Source organism: Ornithinimicrobium carbonis (assembly GCF_050703245.1).
Taxonomy (GTDB): Bacteria; Actinomycetota; Actinomycetes; order Actinomycetales; family Dermatophilaceae; genus Ornithinicoccus.
The window spans coordinates 3,130,009-3,144,904 of record NZ_CP192647.1; the positions used below are offsets into that span (position 1 = coordinate 3,130,009).

Sequence of the window (14,896 nt, forward strand, 5' to 3'; positions counted from 1 at the left end):
CCCCACGACACCGTCCTGCTCGACGTCGACGGCACGCTCGCCGACACCACCTACCACCACGCGCTCGCCTGGGCGAGGGCCTTCGCCGCGCACGACCTCACGCCGCCGCTGTGGCAGGTGCACCGGGCGATCGGCATGGGCGGGGACAAGCTCGTCGCCGCGGTCGCCGGGGACGACGTCGAGGAGCGTTCCGGGGACGCGCTGCGCGAGCGCTGGGAGGAGGAGTACGAGCGCCTCCTGCCCGAGATCGTGCTGCTGCCCGGCGCCCGCGACCTCGTGCTCCTCCTGTCCGGCCGGGGCGTGCGGGTGGCGCTGGCCTCCTCGGGGAAGGCCCGGTTCACCGACCACGTGGTCGGCCTGCTCGACCTGCCCGCCGACACCCTGGCCGCCACGACCAGCTCGGACGACGCGGAGCACTCCAAGCCCGAGCCGGACATCCTGACCAGCGCGCGCCGAGGCCGCGGGCGGGTCCTCGGCCGTCGTGGTCGGCGACACCACCTACGACGTCACCGCGGCCGCCCGCATGGGAGCTCCGTGCGTGGCCCTGCTCTCCGGCGGCTTCGGCCGCGTCGAGCTCGAGGACGCCGGCGCGGTGCACGTGGCCGGCACCCCCGAGGAGCTGCTGGAGGCCGACTGGGACGGTCTGCTCGCGGCGGAGCCCTCCCCGGCCGCCCGGGAGGACCGCACGCCGCTGGACCGCAGCGCCGGGTGAGGGGAACCGCACTCCCAGGCAGCTCCCAGAGGACTCCCAGGAGCGCGGGGGACCATGGGGACCATGAGCGCGCCGACCCAGGAGCCCGAGGCCACCCTGCTGGTGGTCGAGGACGAGACGAACATCCGTGAGCTGCTCACGACCAGCCTGCGCTTCGCCGGCTTCACCGTGCACGCCGCGCCCGACGGGCGGACCGCGCTGCAGCTGGCCGGCGAGCACGAGATCGACCTGGCCGTGCTCGACATCATGCTCCCCGACATGGACGGCTTCAGCGTGACGCGGACCCTGCGCGAGCGGGGGGCCGACCTGCCGATCGTCTTCCTCACCGCGCGCGACTCCCTGGACGACAAGATCAAGGGCCTGACGGTCGGCGGCGACGACTACGTGACCAAGCCGTTCAGCCTGGAGGAGGTGGTCGCCCGTATCCGGGCCGTGCTGCGCCGCACCCGGGTCGTGGACCCCGAGGACGACCTCGTCCTGCGGGTCGCCGACCTGGAGCTGGACGAGGACAGCCACGAGGTGCGGCGGGCCGGGAAGGTCATCGAGGTCTCCCCCACCGAGTTCAAGCTGCTGCGCTACCTCATGCTCAACCCCGGCCGGGTGCTGTCCAAGAGCCAGATCCTGGACCACGTGTGGGACTACGACTTCCGCGGCGAGATGAACATCGTGGAGTCCTACATCTCCTACCTGCGCCGCAAGATCGACGTCGTCGGCGACCCGCTGATCCACACCAAGCGCGGGGTCGGCTACGTGCTGCGCGCGCCGCGGCCGACCTGAGGTCCGCGCGGGTGATCCGCCGGCTGAGGAGCTGGACCTACCAGCGGCTGCACGGGCTGTCGCTGACGCACCGGCTCGTCGCCGTGGTCGTCCTGCTCGTGCTGGCCGCCTACGTGCTCACCACGTCGGTGTCGCTGATGATGCTCCGCGGCTACCTCGTCGACCGGGCGGACGCCGACCTGGGCGCCTACATCGAACCGCTCGCCCAGCGCACCTACAGCCAGATCGTGGAGGAGGCGACCGGGGAGCAGGTGGACCTGGAGCAGCAGACGTTCGTGCCGCCCAACCCCTACGTCGTCGTCTTCACCCCCGCCGACCCCTCCAGCCCCGCCCGCACGCGGGTCTTCCAGCCGCACCGGCTGGAGGTGAGCATGCCCGCGCTGCACCGCGTCGACGTGGAGGACCCCCGGCTCGGGGAGCACTTCACGGTCGACGGCGAGGACGGCGTGGGCTCCTGGCGGGTGCTGGCCGCGCAGCTGACCGACGGCCAGGGACGCACCGGCGGGACGATCGCGGTGGCCCTGCCGCTGACGAGCGTGGAGAGCACCGTGCGCACGCTGGCCTGGCTCACCGCCGTCATCGGACTGACCACCCTGGTCCTGGTGGGGGTGCTCGGCTGGTTCGCCGTGCGCCGGGCCTTCCGCCCCCTCACCCGGATCGAGGACACCGCCGCCGCCATCGCGGCCGGCGACCTGACCCGTCGCATCCCGCCGCGCGGGACCAACGACGAGGTCGGCTCCCTGGCGGACTCGCTCAACCGCATGCTGGCCCAGATCGAGCACTCCTTCGCGGCGCGGCAGGGGTCGGAACGACGGATGCGCGACTTCGTCGCCGACGCCTCCCACGAGCTGCGCACGCCCCTGGCCACGGTCAAGGGGTATGCCGAGCTGTTCCGGGTCGGGGCCGTGCCCCCCGGCGAGGTGCCGGGGGCGATGCGGCGGATCGAGGACGAGGCCACCCGCATGTCCCGGCTCGTGGAGGACCTGCTGACCCTCACCCGGCTGGACTCCGAGCCGCCGATGTCGCCCACCCGGGTGGACCTGACCGTGCTGGCCTCGGACACGGTCCAGGACGCGCGGGTGCGCACGCCGGACCGGACGGTGCGCCTGGTCGCCCTGGAGGACGCGGAGCGCTCGGCCGCCTCGGTCGTCGTCGGCGAGGACGGGGCGCTGCGGCAGGTGCTGACCAACCTGGTCGCCAACGCCCTGACCCACACTCCTTCCGGCACCCCCGTGGAGGTCGCGGTGGGGCGGGCCGACGGCACCGTGGCGGTCGAGGTCCGCGACCACGGCACCGGACTGGAGGAGGACGCCGCCCAGCGCGCGTTCGAGCGGTTCTACCGCGCCGACCGTTCCCGCAGCCGGGCCTCCGGCGGCACCGGCCTGGGCCTGGCGATCGTCGCGGCCATCGTCGCGCGGCACGGTGGCTCGGTGCGGCACCGGCCGACCCCCGGCGGCGGGGCGACCTTCCGGGTCGAGCTGCCCGCCGCCCCGCCCGACGGGTGGGACGCGCAGGAGTCCGTGGACGAGATGTCCTCGGGCGCCTGAGCCCGCGCCTGCGTCAGACGACGGCCTCGAGGAACTTCTGGGTGCGCTCGTGGCGGGGGTTGCCGAACAGCTCCGCCGGCGGGGCCTCCTCCAGGACGCGGCCGCCGTCGAACATCATCACCCGGTCGGAGACGTCGCGGGCGAACTGCATCTCGTGGGTGACGATGAGCATGGTGATGTCGGTGCTCGCCGCCACGTCCTTGAGGACGTTGAGGACGTCGCCCACGAGCTCGGGGTCCAGCGCGGAGGTGACCTCGTCCAGCAGGAGGATCTCCGGGTCCATCGCCAGGGCGCGGGCGATGGCCACCCGCTGCTGCTGGCCGCCCGAGAGCTCGGTGGGGTGTGCGTCGCCCCGGTGACCCAGCCCCACCTTGTCGAGCAGGGACAGGGCGTTCTCGGAGGCCTGCTCCCGGCTCTGGCCGAGCACGTGGATCGGTGCCTCGACGATGTTCTGCAGCACGGTCATGTTGGGGAAGAGGTTGAACTGCTGGAAGACCATGCCGATGCGCTTGCGCACCTCGGCGACCTGCCTGGCTCGCAGCTCGACCCGCTTCCCGTCCCGCCGGTCGTGGGTGAGCGGGTCCCCGTCCACCCAGATGTAGCCGCCGGTCAGCGTCTCCAGGGTCATCAGCAGCCGCAGGATCGTCGTCTTCCCCGACCCGGAGGGCCCGATGAGGGTCACCCGCTCGCCGCGGTCGACGGTGAAGTTGAGGTCCTCCAGGACCGTCGTGCGGCCGAACTTCTTCTGCACGTCCTCGAACCGGACGCGGGGCTCCTCGCCGCCGCCGGGGCGCTGGCCGTCGGTCGACCCGGTCGGACCGGCGTCGGGGTCGGGGTGGGATCGGTGGTCCGGGTCAGTAGGCAAGTTTCTTCTCCAGCTTCTGCATCAGGACCGCGGTGGGGTAGCTGGCCAGCAGGAAACAGCAGGCCGGCGACGGTCATCGCCTCGACGTAGGAGAAGTGGCGGCCGCCGAACTCGCGCGCGGCGGTCACCATCTCCGGCACCGAGATGAAGATCAGGAAGGGGGTGTCCTTGAACATCGCGATCGCCCAGTTGCCCAGCGAGGGCAGGGTGTTGCGGATGGCCTGCGGCAGGATCACCGCGCGCCAGGTCCGGTGCTGGGGCAGCGACAGCGCCTTGGCCGCCTCCCACTGTCCCTTGCCGATCGACTCGATGCCGGACCGGTAGGACTCGGCCATGTAGGTCGAGTAGTGGACGCCGATGACGAGGATGCCCACGGTGATCGGGCTGAGCTCGGTGAACGCGTAGTAGATCACCAGCAGGTGCACCGGCAGCGGCGTCATCCGGATGAAGTCCAGGACGAAGGCCAGCGGGCGGGCGACCACGGCGGGCAGCTCCCGCAGCGTGATCGCCCAGACCAGGCCGAGCGCCGCGGCGAGCAGCGAACCGACCACGGTCACCACCAGCGTGACCCGGACGAACGCCTCGATGAGGACGGGCAGGGCCTCCAGGAAGAGCTCTGTCTCGAACATCAGCTCACCTCGTTCCCGTCGATCCGCCCGGGGCGGTGGCTCCGGCCAGGACCCGGTCGGCGTCCTTGCGGGCCTTGCGGATCTCGAAGTCGCCCAGTCCGAGACGCCGCTGGGCGCGGGCCTCCATCTGGCGGAGCACCAGCGAGACGAGCCAGGCGATGGCGAAGTAGATGAACAGCGCCGCGACGAAGGCCGGCCACGTGCCCACCTCGCGCCGCGCCTGGTCGGCCTCGAAGGTGAGGTCGTTGAGCAGCACCAGACCGACGACGGCCGTGCCCTTGACGAGCATGACCGCGAGGTTGTTGATGCCGGGCAGCATCAGGGCCCACGCCTGGGGCCAGATGACCCGGCGCATCGTCGTGCCCCACGGCATCGACAGCGCGGTCGCGGTCTCCCACTGCCCCTGGGGCACCGCGTTCAGCGACCCCCGGACGACCTCGGCGCCGTAGGCGCCGTAGTTCAGGCCCAGGGCCAGGATCGCGGTCCACGTCGAGCCGATGTCCAGCCCGGTCAGGGTGGGGATGACGTAGAAGAGGAAGAAGAGCTGGACGACCAGCGAGGTGCCGCGGAAGAACTCGACGACCACGCGCGCGAACACCCGGAGCCACCGCGGGCCCTGGTGCAGGGCCAGGCCCAGCACCAGGGCGACCGCGAGCATCAGCACGGTCCCGCCGAGGAAGGCGACGAGGGTGTCCCGAAGACCCTCGCCGAGCAGCCGCGGCAGGACCGTGCCGAGGTCGGTGACGAACTCGGTCACGGGCGAGGTCTCACTCGCCGGCCTGGTCCGCAGCCTCGTTGGCGGCCTCCAGGTCACCGTCGCAGAGCATCTGGGCCGTCAGACCCTCCGGCGGACGCTCGGCGTCGGTGAAGCCGAACTCGCCGACGACCTCCTCGAAGCCGGCAGAGTCGCCGACGATGTTGGCCAGCTCCTCGTTGTAGGCCTCGAGCAGCTCGGTGTCCTCCGGGCGGAAGACGGTCGAGCCGGCGCTGATCTGCTTGACCCCGTCGATCTCGGCGACGAAGCCGCCGGTGGTCTCCACGCCCGCGTCGGGGTTCTCCTCCGCCATCGTGGAGAGCGTGATGTTGGTCAGCGCGAAGGCGTCGGCGCGACCGTTGGACACCGCGTCCATGCCGTCCTGCGCCGAGTTGACCGTCATGGTGTTCTCTAGGCCGATGTCGCTGGCGTAACCCTGCTCGATCGCCCCGGACTGCACGGCGAGCGTGAGGTCCGAGCCCTCAAAGCTGGCGAAGTCGCTCAGCCCCTCCGGGTTGCCCTCGGGGACCATGAGGGTGCTGGTGTACATGATCGTGGGCTCGGCGAAGGCGGCCCGTTCGCAGCGGTCCGGCAGGATCGACATGCCTGCGGACACGGCGTCGTACTCACCGGCGTTGAGCCCCGGGATGAGCGCGTCCCACTCGACGAGCTGGCCGTCGACCTCGTCGATGCCCATCGCGGCGAAGATCTTCCGGTCGAGGGCGATCGTGGCGCCGGTGAGCTCACCGTCCTCCTCGTAGCTGTAGGGGATCTCCCCGGCGAAGGCCACCTTGATGGTGCCCTCCTCCTGGAGCCGCTCGAGCGTGGACGCCTCCTCGGCGTCGCCGCCGGCGCTCCCGCCGTCGCCGTCGCCGTCGCCGCAGGCTGCAAGGCCGAGGCCGGCGGCCGCCACGGCCGCGATGAAGGAGACGCGACGCCGGGCGGTCGTGCCGCCGGTCGCGATGGTGTGCTGGGTCATGGTCGACCACGGTCCTTTCGGTTGGACGAGGCACATGCCTCCCCGCCGCGCTCACGGATGTGCGAGTACGCGGGGAACAGGTCGCCCCGATTGGACTGGCTGGTAACTCCTCGACCGTGCCAGAGGACCGGTGACGTCTCAACCGTCAGCACGCCTCACGACGGCCGGGATCACGCATCGTTATGCGATAGCAACCTGGACGCGACCGCTCCGTGACCCCTCACGCCCAGGGAACGTCCAGGAGATCTCCAGGCAGGGTCCACCGGCGGATGGTCTCCTGGGACCATGACCACGCCCCACGACGACCTGCGCCCGCACACCCCCACCGACGCCGCCAGCGCCCACCGCGCCACGGCCGGGGGACCCGGGACAGCGCCTCCGGGGGGCGTGCGGGACCGCGGCGGGCGTCGCTGGGGGGACGTCGTGGCGGCCAGCCTGCTCTCGGCCGTGCTGGCCTCCGGCGGGACGTATGCCGTGGTGCAGGCCACCGACGCCGGTGACCCGGCCCCCGCACCGTCGACGAGCGCGGACGCCGTGTCGGCGGCCCAGGACCCGACGTCCGCGCCCGAGGAGGACGGTGCCGCCGACGGCACCACGGTCTCCTTCGCCGGAGACCAGGACTGGGCCGCGGTCGCTTCCTCGGTGACCCCGGGGGTGGTCTCGATCGACGTGGTCGGCCGGCAGGGTCAGGGCTCGGGGTCGGGCGTGGTCTGGGACACCGAGGGGCACGTGGTGACCAACGCCCACGTCGTGGGCAGCGCCGAGCAGGTCCAGGTCGTCCTCTCCGACGGTCGGCGCTACCAAGCCTCGGTGGTGGGCCAGGACCCCTCCAGCGACCTGGCCGTCCTGGCGCTGGAGAACGCTCCGGCCGGCCTGGAGCCGGTGCGTGTGGGGGACGACGGCGTCCTGGCGGTGGGCGACCCCGTGATGGCGATCGGCAACCCCCTGGGGCTGTCCGGCACCGTGACGACCGGCATCGTCAGCGCCCTCGACCGGCCGGTCACCACCCAGGCCACGGGCACCACGCCCGGCGGTGCCCCGGTGGCCACGGAGGTCGTGACCAACGCGATCCAGACCTCGGCCGCGATCAACCCCGGCAACTCGGGCGGAGCCCTGGTCAACGCCGCCGGCGAGCTCGTCGGCATCAACTCCTCGATCGCCGCGCTACCCGCAGCCGGGCAGTCGCAGGCCGGCTCGATCGGCATCGGGTTCGCCATCCCCGCGACCAAGGTGCGGGTGATCGCCGACCAGCTCATCGCGGACGGGACGGCCGAGCACGCCTTCCTGGGCGTCGGTCTGCGCGACGGTGCCGCCGAGATCGACGGGGCCGCCCTCACCGGCGCCCAGGTCAGCCAGGTGGAGCCCGGTTCGCCGGCGGCCGGCGCCGGGATCGAGGACGACGACCTCGTGGTCGCCATCGACGGGGAGCAGGTCCCCTCGGCCATCGCCCTCGTCGGCCAGGTCCGCGAGCGCGCGTCCGGCGAGGAGGTCGAGCTCGACGTCGTCCGCGACGGCGAGCGTCTGCAGGTGACCGTCACCCTGGCCACCCGCCCCGACCAGGGCTGACCCGCCCGGGTCGTCGCGCTCCGCCGCCGCAGGGCGTTGATACGCTCACGAGGCCGCCTGTAGTGCCGCGGCGACCCTGCGACAAGGAGTGCTCACGTGAAGATCGCCGTCCTGGGCGGTGACGGGTTCTGCGGCTGGCCCGCGTCCCTGCACCTGTCCGACCTCGGTCACGACGTCGTCATCGTCGACAACCTCTCCCGCCGGCGGATCGACGAAGAGCTCGGGGCCTCCTCGCTGACGCCGATCGCCTCCCCCCAGGAACGGCTGTCGGCCTGGGAGCAGGTGGGCGGCCGGGAGATCCGCTTCGTCGAGGTCGACGTCGCCCAGGACTACGACGCTCTCCTGGACCTGCTCCTCACCGAGCGCCCGGACGCGGTCGTGCACTTCGCCGAGCAGCGGGCCGCCCCCTACTCGATGAAGTCGCCGGCGCACAAGCGCTACACGGTCGACAACAACACCAACGCGACCCACAACCTGCTCTGCGCCCTCGTCGAGTCCGGTCTGGACACCCACCTGGTCCACCTGGGCACGATGGGCGTCTACGGCTACGGCACGGCCGGGATGAAGATCCCGGAGGGCTACCTGGACGTGGAGGTGGTCCCCGAGGGTGGGGCGGACGGGGACCGTGTCAGCGTGCAGATGCTCTACCCGACCAACCCGGGGTCCATCTACCACATGACCAAGTGCCTCGACCAGCAGCTCTTCGCCTACTACGCCAAGAACGACCAGCTGCGGATCACCGACCTGCACCAGGGGATCGTCTGGGGCACGCACACCGACCAGACGCTGCGCGACGAACGGCTGATCAACAGGTTCGACTACGACGGCGACTACGGCACGGTGCTCAACCGCTTCCTCATGCAGGCAGCGGTGGGCTACCCGCTCACCGTGCACGGCACCGGTGGGCAGACCCGGGCCTTCATCCACATCCGCGACATGGTGCGGTGCGTGCAGATCGCGCTGGAGAACCCACCGGCGCGCGGCGACCGGGTCAAGATCTTCAACCAGATGACCCAGACCCACCGGGTGCGCGACCTCGCCGACCTCGTCGCCCGGATCAGCGGAGCCACCGTCGAGCTGGTCCCCAACCCCCGCTCCGAGGCGCCGGAGAACGAGCTGCACGTGAGCAACGACACCTTCCTCGACCTGGGGCTGGAGCCCACCCTCCTGGAGGAGGGGCTGCTCCTGGAGGTCGAGGACGTGGCACGCCGCTACGCCGACCGGGCCGACCTGGACGCGATCCCGTGCACCTCGGTGTGGACCCGCCAGCAGCAGCCGGGCGTGCCCACCTCCCGCGGCCCCGCCCCCGCCCCGCCGCAGGCCGTCCAGGGGACTGACGGCGCGGTCCCTGCTCCGGCGACCGCCCCCCGGTCCGCCTGAGCGACGGCATACCCCCGTGCGCGTCGCGCTCTTCACCGAGGTCTTCCTGCCCAAGGTCGACGGGGTCGTCACCCGCATCACCCGCACCCTCGACCAGCTGACCGACCTGGGGCACACCGCGCTGGTCTTCGCGCCGGGGGACCCGCCGGAGAGCTACGGGCCCCACCGCGTCGTCAAGGTGCGGTCGGTGTCCTTCCGCCCCTGGTACCCCGAGATCAAGGTGGGACTGCCGACGGCGCGGATCGCCGGGAGATGATGGCCTTCCAGCCCGACGTGGTGCACGCGGTCAACCCGGTGTGGCTGGCGGCCTACGGCGTGGTCTCGGCCCGGCGGCGCAACCTGCCCCTGCTGGCCAGCTTCCACACCGACGTGCCCTCCTACACGACCCGGCTCGGACTGTCGGCGCTGCGGGCACCCTCGCAGGCGTGGATCACCGGGATGCACAACCTGGCCGAGGTCAACCTGTGCACGTCGGGACAGATGGTCGAGCGCGCCCGACAGGTCGGCATCCGCGAGGTGGACCTGTGGCCCAAGGCGGTGGACACCCGCGTCTACCACCCCGGCGCCCGGACCCAGGAGATGCGGCGCCGCCTCACCGGGGGGAAGCCGGACTCACCGCTCATCCTCTACGTCGGCCGGCTGTCCCGGGAGAAGGATCTGGACCAGCTCCTCGAACCGCTCCGGCGGCTCGCCGGGGCCGGCGCCCGGCTGGCGTTCGTCGGCTCGGGTCCGGGCCGGGCCGAGCTGGAGCGGATGTTCGCCGGGACGCCGACGGTGTTCACCGGCTACCTCGGCGGGGCCGACCTGGCGGCGGCCTACGCCTCGGCCGACGTGTTCGCCTTCCCCTCCACCACCGAGACGCTGGGGCTGGTCGCGCTGGAGTCGATGGCCAGCGGCGTGCCGGTCGTCGGGGCCGACGCCGGCGGGATCCCCTTCGTGGTCGACGAGGGGCGCACCGGCTTCCTCGTGCCGCCGGGCGACGCGGACGCCCTCACCGAGCGGTTGCGCACGCTGGTGACCGACCCCGACCTGCGCAGGCGGATGGGGCGGGCCGCCCGCGACGACGCCGAGACGCACTCCTGGCGCGCCGCGACCGAGTCGCTCGTCCGCGACTACGAGCTGGCGGTCGAACGGCACCAGGGCCGCGCCCCGGTGCCCCGGCTCCTGCGCGCCCGCCACCCCTGACCCACAGCCCCGGCGTGTCGCGCACCGTGCCACCGCCGCTGCGGCGTGTCGCGTGCCGCGTGTGCCGCGTGCCCCGCAGCCCCGGCGTGTCGCGCACCGTGCCACCGCCGCTGCGGCGTGTCGCGTGCCAGGGCACCTTTCCTGCACAGGCCTCCCGGACCCGCCGGCCGGGTGTATCGTCGTGCTCCCCCTCCTTCCCGAGGTCTCGTCGTGCCTGCTCCGCCACCTCCCCCGCGTCTTCCCCCGACCTCCGCGACCTCCGCGACCTCTGAGCCGGTCTCCGCCCCCGCGGACGAGCTCGCCGCCGAGCGCGCCCACCTGGCCCTCGCCCGCGCCGAGCTGGCCCGGATGCGGGAGCACACCCTCTCACTCGGTGCCGACGCCGGCGACGCGATCGCCGGCGACGCCCTGGCGCACACCCTCTGGTTGCGGGCCCGGGCCCTGCAGGACGACCCCCGCACCACGCTGTTCTTCGGACGCATCGACACCGAGGGAGCCGTCGGCGAGGACAGGCTCTACATCGGCCGCCGCCACGTCACGAACGCGTCGGGCGACCCGGTCGTCGTCGACTGGCGGGCCGGGGTCTCGACGCCGTTCTACCGGGCGGGGCCGACCCAGCCGATGGGCGTGCGGCGACGCCGTCGCTTCGGCGTGGAGGGCGGGCAGATCACGGCGCTGGAGGACGAGTGGCTGACCCCTGCGGACACCGGCCCGGGCGACCCGGACGCCGGCGGAACGGGCCGGAGCGCCCTCCTGGCCCGCGAGATCGAACGCCCCCGCATCGGACCGATGCGCGACATCGTCGCGACCATCCAGCCCGAGCAGGACGAGATCGTGCGCGCCGACGTCTCCACCACTATCTGCGTCCAGGGCGCCCCCGGCACCGGCAAGACCGCCGTGGGCCTGCACCGGGCGGCCTGGCTCCTCTACGCCTTCCGCGAGCGGCTGGCCCGCTCCGGGGTCCTCGTCGTGGGGCCGAACCGCGCCTTCCTCGAGCACGTCGGCGCGGTCCTGCCCTCCCTCGGTGAGATCACCGTGCGGCACACCACCGTCGAGGAGCTGCTCGCCCACGCCCCCGTCCGCGCGGCCGACCCCGCCCACGTGGCCCGGCTCAAGGGCGAGGCCCGGATGGCCCAGGTCCTCTCCGACGCGGTCTGGTCCTCCGTGCGTCCGGCTCCCGAGGCGCTGGTCGTGCCCCGGGGGTCGCGCCGCTGGCGCCTCCCGGCCTCCCAGGTCCAGGACATCCTCGACGAGCTGCGCACCCGGGGCGTGCGCTACGCCGCGGCGCGCGCCATGCTGCCCCACCGGCTGGCCCACGCCGTCCTGCTGGAGATGGAGCGGGCCGGCGACTCCCCCGACGACCGCGTCCAGGACGCCGTCGCCCGCTCGGCCCCGGTCAGGGCGTACGTGAAGCAGGTCTGGCCGCAGCTGACCCCCGGGTCCGTCCTCGCCGGCGTCCTCGGCACGGGCGACGGCCTCGCGCCGGACCAGCAGGACGTGGTGTGGGCCCGGCCGCCCCGTTCACCGGGCTCGGCGCGGTGGAGCGTGGCCGACCTGGCGCTGCTGGACGAGGTCGCCGACCTGCTCGAGCGGACCCCGAGCCTGGGCCACGTGGTGCTCGACGAGGCCCAGGACCTCTCCCCGATGCAGCTGCGGGCCGTCGGCCGGCGCGCCGCCACCGGGTCGCTCACCGTGCTGGGGGACATCGCCCAGGGCACCACCCCCTGGTCGACGGACAGCTGGGAGGAGTCGCTCACCCACCTGGGAAAGGACCCGCACGCCGACGGGACCCACCTGGAGGTCCTCGTCCGAGGCTTCCGCGTGCCCGCCTCGGTCATCGGGTATGCCGCCCGCCTGCTTCCGCACGTCGCGCCGGGTCTGGCGGCTCCGGAGTCGGTGCGCACCGACCCCGGACGGCTGGACGTCCTGCAGGTGCCCGACGCGGTGGCCGGCACCGTCGCCGCGGTCGCCGCGGCGGCCCAGGACGAGGGCACCGTCGGGGTCGTCGTGCCCGACGCCTGGGTCGACCGGGTCGCCGCCGCCCTGACCGTCGCCGGGCTGGAGCACGAGGTGCTCGACGGCGAGCACGCCGAGGAGCGGCTGCTGCCGGTGCACCTGGTCCCGGCAACGGTGGCCAAGGGCCTGGAGTTCGACCAGGTCGTCGTGGTGGAGCCGGCCGACATCGCCGCCGCCGAGCCGGACCTGCGCAGCGGCCTGCGCCGGCTCTACGTCGTGCTGACCCGGGCGGTCAGCGGCCTGACGGTCGTGCACGCGCGACCGCTGCCCGCCCCCCTGCGGCAGGGGTGAGGTCGCACCCGGCCGGGGCACGGCATACCGTGGGACCAGACGAACCACCCCACCGACAAGGAGCAACCATGCACCCCACCCACGTCCCGCTGCGGCTGACCACCGGCGCCTTCATCGTCAACTCCGGGCTCACCAAGCTCAAGGCCGACGAGGAGGCCGCCGAGCAGATGCACGGCTGGGCCTCCAGCGTCTACCCGGTGTTCAAGGACATGAAGCCCGCCGACTTCACCAAGCTCCTGGGCTACGGCGAGATCGGCGTGGGCGCTCTCCTGCTGCTGCCCACCGTCCCCTCCGCGGTCGCCGGAGGGGCGCTCACCGCCTTCGGCGCAGGCCTGGTCGGCATGTACCTGAACACCCCCGGCATGACCCAGGACGACGGCATCCGGCCGACCCAGGAGGGCACTGCGGTGGCCAAGGACGTCTGGCTCGTCGGTGCCGGTCTCACGCTGGCGATGCAGTCCTTCCTCTCCGGCACCAAGCACGCGGCCGAGGCGGTCGCGGGCGGCGTCACCGGGGCCGCCGGCGCGGTCGCCTCCGGGGTCACCGGCGCGGTCGGCTCCGGTTCGCACAAGGCGGAGAAGGGCGTCAAGGGCCTGCTCAGCAGCGCCCACGACGCGCGCGAGGACCTCGCCGACACCCTGGCCGACCTCGCGGAGTCGCTCATCAAGCGCTGACCGGCCCGGCACCGTCGACGGCGACCCGGCACCCGCCGCGGTCGCCGTCGCCGTCCGCGCCGTGGTCCACCGACGCCTGCAGCACCGTGGCCCTCGCCCGCCGGCGGGGTCCCGGCCCCGCACCCGCCGTGGCAGGCTGACGACCATGACGCCGGACCCCGAGGCCCTGCTCGACCGCTGGCTGCTCGACGCCGCCGTGCTGGCACCGGACGCCGGGCGCGACCGGTGGCTGGGCGAGGGCTCCCGGCTGCTGGCCGGGTGGACCGAGCCGCACCGCCGCTACCACACCGGCGAGCACCTCGCGGAGATGCTGGCCGCCCTCGACGAGCTCGAGGCCGCCGTCCCGCTGGCCCCCGAGGACGCGCTGGTCGCACGCACCGTGGCGTGGTACCACGACCTGGCCTACGACCCCCGCGCCGCCCCGGGCAGCAACGAGCACCGCAGCGCCACCCTGGCCCGTGACCACCTGCACCACCTGGGGGCCGACGACGTCGTGGTGGACGCCGTCGAGGCGGGGGTGCTCATGACGGCCACCCACGAGGTCCGGGCGGACGCGCGGCACCCGGCGGTGCAGGCGGCGGTGCACGACGCCGACCTGTGGATCCTGTCCGCGCCTCCCGGCCGCTACGCCGCCTACCGCGCGCAGGTCCGGCAGGAGCACGCCTCGGTCCCCGACGCCGCCTTCCGCACCGGACGGGCCGAGGTGCTGCAGGCCTTCAGCGCCCGGGACCGCCTCTACCGCACCGCGCACGCCCACGAGCGCTGGACGGCCCGGGCACGGGCCAACCTGCGCGGCGAGCTCGCGGAGCTGGACCGTGGGGCCTGACGCGGCGCTGGTCGCCCAGCTGCGGTCGGCCCTGGCCGCCGCCGGCGAACCCGGACGGGCCGCCGGGCAGCAGTCCTACATGAAATCGGCCATGCCCTTCCACGGCATCACCGCGCCCGAGCTGCGGGGCCTCCTGCGTCCGTTGCTGCGGGCGTGGGCGCCGGCCAACCGCAGGACCTGGGAGGCGACCGTCCGGGAGCTCTGGGACGGCGCGACGCACCGCGAGGAGAGGTATGCCGCGCTCGCCCTCGCGCAGCACCGCTCCGCCCGCGGGTGGCAGGACCCCGACGTGCTCCCCCTGCACCGGCACCTCGCGGTGACCGGCGCCTGGTGGGACCTCGTGGACACGGTCGCGACCCGGCTCGTCGGGCCGGTCCTGCTGACGTACCGGGACGCCGTCACCCCCCTCATGGACGACTGGGCCACCGGGGAGGACCTCTGGCTCCGGAGAGTGGCGATCCTGTCCCAGCTCAAGCACCGGGAGGCCACCGACACCGCCCTGCTCGAGCGGTGCGTCGCGGCCAACCTCCAGGACTCCCCCTTCGGAGGCGAGTTCTTCGTGCGCAAGGCCCTGGGCTGGGCGCTGAGGGAGCACGCCCGGACCGACCCAGCCTGGGTGCTCGCGGTGCTCGCACGCCACGGCGACGGGCTGAGCGGCCTGACGAGGCGTGAGGCCGCCAAGCACCTCTGAGCAG

Annotated in this window: 14 protein-coding genes and 1 pseudogene; 11 read left to right on the forward strand and 4 right to left on the reverse strand. The window is 73.4% G+C overall.

All coding sequences use genetic code 11. The features are described 5' to 3' along the window. Nucleotides 1-66: 66 nt before the first annotated feature. From ACQ95T_RS15725 to ACQ95T_RS15735, 3 genes and pseudogenes are all read left to right on the forward strand, one after another. Nucleotides 67-843: pseudogene (locus ACQ95T_RS15725) on the forward strand (HAD family hydrolase); the annotation flags it as partial. Beyond that, the gene (locus ACQ95T_RS15730; protein ID WP_425943159.1) at nt 776-1,489 is read left to right on the forward strand and encodes a response regulator transcription factor; all 714 of its coding nucleotides are present in this window, start codon (nt 776-778) and stop codon (nt 1,487-1,489) included. The pseudogene ACQ95T_RS15725 and the gene ACQ95T_RS15730, both read left to right, overlap by 68 nt. An 11-nt stretch (nt 1,490-1,500) precedes the next feature. Then, a complete protein-coding gene (locus ACQ95T_RS15735) occupies nt 1,501-3,036 on the forward strand; it encodes a sensor histidine kinase (RefSeq protein ID WP_425943160.1) in 1,536 nt (511 codons plus the stop codon). Nucleotides 3,037-3,049: 13 nt separating this feature from the next. On the opposite strand, the gene ehuA is transcribed toward ACQ95T_RS15735, so the two are convergent. The 4 genes from ehuA to ACQ95T_RS15755 are packed head-to-tail and all read right to left on the reverse strand — an operon-like array spanning nt 3,050 to nt 6,263. Beyond that, nucleotides 3,050-3,787 (reverse strand): ectoine/hydroxyectoine ABC transporter ATP-binding protein EhuA, encoded by a 738-nt coding sequence (ehuA, locus tag ACQ95T_RS15740; RefSeq protein ID WP_431473084.1) that lies wholly within the window; start codon nt 3,785-3,787, stop codon nt 3,050-3,052. Next, on the reverse strand, nt 3,715-4,530 hold the full coding sequence (locus tag ACQ95T_RS15745) for an amino acid ABC transporter permease (RefSeq protein WP_431473085.1): 816 nt from the start codon (nt 4,528-4,530) through the stop codon (nt 3,715-3,717). The genes ehuA and ACQ95T_RS15745 overlap by 73 nt, the downstream gene beginning before the upstream one ends. A gap of 4 nt (nt 4,531-4,534) precedes the next feature. Beyond that, a complete protein-coding gene (locus tag ACQ95T_RS15750; protein WP_425943163.1) occupies nt 4,535-5,287 on the reverse strand; it encodes an amino acid ABC transporter permease in 753 nt (250 codons plus the stop codon). Between the two features lie 10 nt (nt 5,288-5,297). After that, nucleotides 5,298-6,263, reverse strand: coding sequence for a transporter substrate-binding domain-containing protein (locus ACQ95T_RS15755; RefSeq protein ID WP_425943164.1), 966 nt, complete (start codon nt 6,261-6,263; stop codon nt 5,298-5,300). Nucleotides 6,264-6,548: 285 nt separating this feature from the next. Between ACQ95T_RS15755 and ACQ95T_RS15760 the strand changes: the two genes are divergently transcribed. The 8 genes from ACQ95T_RS15760 to ACQ95T_RS15795 all read left to right on the forward strand — a co-directional run bounded on the left by ACQ95T_RS15760 (nt 6,549) and on the right by ACQ95T_RS15795 (nt 14,892). Continuing rightward, nucleotides 6,549-7,829: a S1C family serine protease gene (locus ACQ95T_RS15760; protein WP_425943165.1), complete on the forward strand. Its 1,281-nt coding sequence runs from the start codon at nt 6,549-6,551 to the stop codon at nt 7,827-7,829. Nucleotides 7,830-7,925: 96 nt separating this feature from the next. Then, the gene (locus ACQ95T_RS15765) at nt 7,926-9,209 is read left to right on the forward strand and encodes an NAD-dependent epimerase/dehydratase family protein (RefSeq protein WP_425943166.1); all 1,284 of its coding nucleotides are present in this window, start codon (nt 7,926-7,928) and stop codon (nt 9,207-9,209) included. Between the two features lie 16 nt (nt 9,210-9,225). Next, nucleotides 9,226-9,465 carry a hypothetical protein gene (locus tag ACQ95T_RS15770; RefSeq protein WP_431473086.1) on the forward strand — a complete coding sequence of 80 codons (240 nt, stop codon included), beginning with the start codon at nt 9,226-9,228 and terminating at the stop codon, nt 9,463-9,465. Next, entirely contained in the window at nt 9,411-10,394 is a 984-nt protein-coding gene (locus ACQ95T_RS15775) for a glycosyltransferase (protein ID WP_431473846.1), read from the forward strand. The genes ACQ95T_RS15770 and ACQ95T_RS15775 overlap by 55 nt, the downstream gene beginning before the upstream one ends. 210 nt (nt 10,395-10,604) lie before the next feature. Beyond that, the gene (locus ACQ95T_RS15780) at nt 10,605-12,701 is read left to right on the forward strand and encodes a HelD family protein (RefSeq protein WP_425943168.1); all 2,097 of its coding nucleotides are present in this window, start codon (nt 10,605-10,607) and stop codon (nt 12,699-12,701) included. A gap of 68 nt (nt 12,702-12,769) precedes the next feature. Beyond that, the gene (locus ACQ95T_RS15785; RefSeq protein ID WP_425943169.1) at nt 12,770-13,375 is read left to right on the forward strand and encodes a hypothetical protein; all 606 of its coding nucleotides are present in this window, start codon (nt 12,770-12,772) and stop codon (nt 13,373-13,375) included. A gap of 145 nt (nt 13,376-13,520) precedes the next feature. Beyond that, entirely contained in the window at nt 13,521-14,201 is a 681-nt protein-coding gene (locus ACQ95T_RS15790; protein WP_425943170.1) for an HD domain-containing protein, read from the forward strand. Then, on the forward strand, nt 14,191-14,892 hold the full coding sequence (locus tag ACQ95T_RS15795) for a DNA alkylation repair protein (protein ID WP_425943171.1): 702 nt from the start codon (nt 14,191-14,193) through the stop codon (nt 14,890-14,892). Before ACQ95T_RS15790 ends, ACQ95T_RS15795 begins: the two co-directional genes overlap by 11 nt. The last annotated feature ends 4 nt before the right edge of the window (nt 14,893-14,896 follow it).

Coding starts and splice junctions, on each gene's coding strand:
- ACQ95T_RS15730 (WP_425943159.1), top strand. CDS start 776: ATGAGCGCGCCGACCCAGGAGCCCGAGGCCACCCTGCTGGTGGTCGAG.
- ACQ95T_RS15745 (WP_431473085.1), bottom strand. CDS start 4,530: ATGTTCGAGACAGAGCTCTTCCTGGAGGCCCTGCCCGTCCTCATCGAG.
- ACQ95T_RS15755 (WP_425943164.1), bottom strand. CDS start 6,263: ATGACCCAGCACACCATCGCGACCGGCGGCACGACCGCCCGGCGTCGC.
- ACQ95T_RS15760 (WP_425943165.1), top strand. CDS start 6,549: ATGACCACGCCCCACGACGACCTGCGCCCGCACACCCCCACCGACGCC.
- ACQ95T_RS15785 (WP_425943169.1), top strand. CDS start 12,770: ATGCACCCCACCCACGTCCCGCTGCGGCTGACCACCGGCGCCTTCATC.
- ACQ95T_RS15790 (WP_425943170.1), top strand. CDS start 13,521: ATGACGCCGGACCCCGAGGCCCTGCTCGACCGCTGGCTGCTCGACGCC.